This window comes from Chryseobacterium gambrini (assembly GCF_900156825.1).
Lineage (GTDB): Bacteria > Bacteroidota > Bacteroidia > Flavobacteriales > Weeksellaceae > Chryseobacterium > Chryseobacterium gambrini.
The window spans coordinates 1-1,554 of sequence record NZ_FTOV01000044.1 but is presented as its reverse complement, the minus strand read 5'-3'; the positions used below and the strand labels follow the sequence as shown (position 1 = coordinate 1,554).

Annotated in this window: 2 protein-coding genes; both read left to right on the top strand. The window is 39.6% G+C overall.

Annotated elements, in window-relative coordinates:
• The first annotated feature begins 143 nt into the window (after positions 1–143).
• Positions 144–1,067: a TniB family NTP-binding protein gene (locus BW951_RS22280; protein ID WP_076396888.1), complete on the top strand. Its 924-nt coding sequence runs from the start codon at positions 144–146 to the stop codon at positions 1,065–1,067.
• Positions 1,067–1,554 (top strand): AAA family ATPase (locus BW951_RS22275; protein ID WP_076396886.1); only part of this gene is annotated, 488 nt, incomplete at its 3' end. The genes BW951_RS22280 and BW951_RS22275, both read left to right, overlap by 1 nt.

Genomic DNA, 1,554 nt, shown 5'->3' with positions numbered 1-1,554 from the left:
GGTCGAAAAAAATATACGCCTAATAACAGTACACCGGAGGAAGTGTTCTCAGACGTTGAGGAAAGCAGCTACAACCACAACTCGAATACATCAACCGTGAGAAGTTGGGCAGCCAATTTTTAACAAATCAAAAATAAATTGATATGATAACATTAGAACAAAAACAGAACATCCGTACTGCAGTACTTAAGGGCAGGGAAAAATTCAAAGGCACAGATACCGCTTACGCAAAATCATTGGGTATCGACAGCATGGCTTACGGTCAGATAAAAGATGGAATGATTGAGAATATTTTGTCATTGGGACAATGGCTGAATATAGGCAGTAAATTCCAAACGGCAAAGAATGACTACGAAATGAAATTGGTAAAAACAGAGGTTTACCTTGCGATGGAAGACAACTTCAATTTTTGCCAAGCTACAAAAACATCAATGATTTTGGTTGATGACTGCGGGATCGGAAAAACACGCTGTGCAATGGATATTGTCTCCAAAATGAAAAATGCGTTTTATGTGGATTGTTCCCAGTCGCAGACTAAAATACGCTTTGTAAAGCAACTGGCTGCCGCATTAGGCTGTGATACCACCGGAAAATATTATGATATCCTGGAAACGGTAAAATATGCCTTGAATATTATTGAAAATGCGTTTGTATGCGTGGATGAGTTCGGAGATTTAGAATACAACGCCTATTTGGAATTAAAAGGAATCATGAACGCCACCAAGCATAATTGTACTTGGTACGCAATGGGAGCCGACGGGTTACGTGCAAAAATTACCAAAGGAATCAACAATCATAAAGTGGGCTTTGCAGAAATATTCAGCCGCCTTTCCGATGACTTCGTAACACTGGTTCCGAAAAATCCTGAGGAACGAAAAGAATTTTATTTAAAGCTGTTCGGGGATGTAGCCTATGTCAACCTGAAAAATAAAAATGAGGTTAACGAAGTGGTCAAAAAATGTATGGTCAAAGTCGCCAATCCATTTGAAGGAAAGCAAAAAGGGGAACAGGGCGGGCGTATCAAATCACTCAGATATTTAGAAACACTCTTAAAGGTCAGGGAATAATGAAGGCACTATCAGTAAAACAAGCGTTTTCCATTGTGTTTAAACTGTTTGAATTTACTGGACTTTGGCTTCAAGCTTTTGGAAAACCGGAAACCACCGGTTTTTGGTACTTGGGTGGAGGAGAAAAGAACGGAAAATCAACTTTCGCCATGATGCTGGCTAAATACCTTACCACATTTGGAAAAGTGCTTTATGTATCCGCAGAAGAAGGATTATCGAAGGACATTATCGCCGCCATGAAATTTGCGGGACTATCAGACAAAGACAAAAAATTTCACATTATAGATTACGAGCCGTGGGCAGAGCTTCAGGCTCGTTTTAGCTCCCGGAAATGCGCTAAAATCATTTTTATAGATAATTCAACCATTTACAGGGACGAGATCACAAGGAAGATGGTATCAGAATTGAAAAAGAACCATTCCAATAAATTAATAATAATGGTTTGCCACGAAGTGAAAGGACTGCCGGACAATGCTCTGGCAACAAC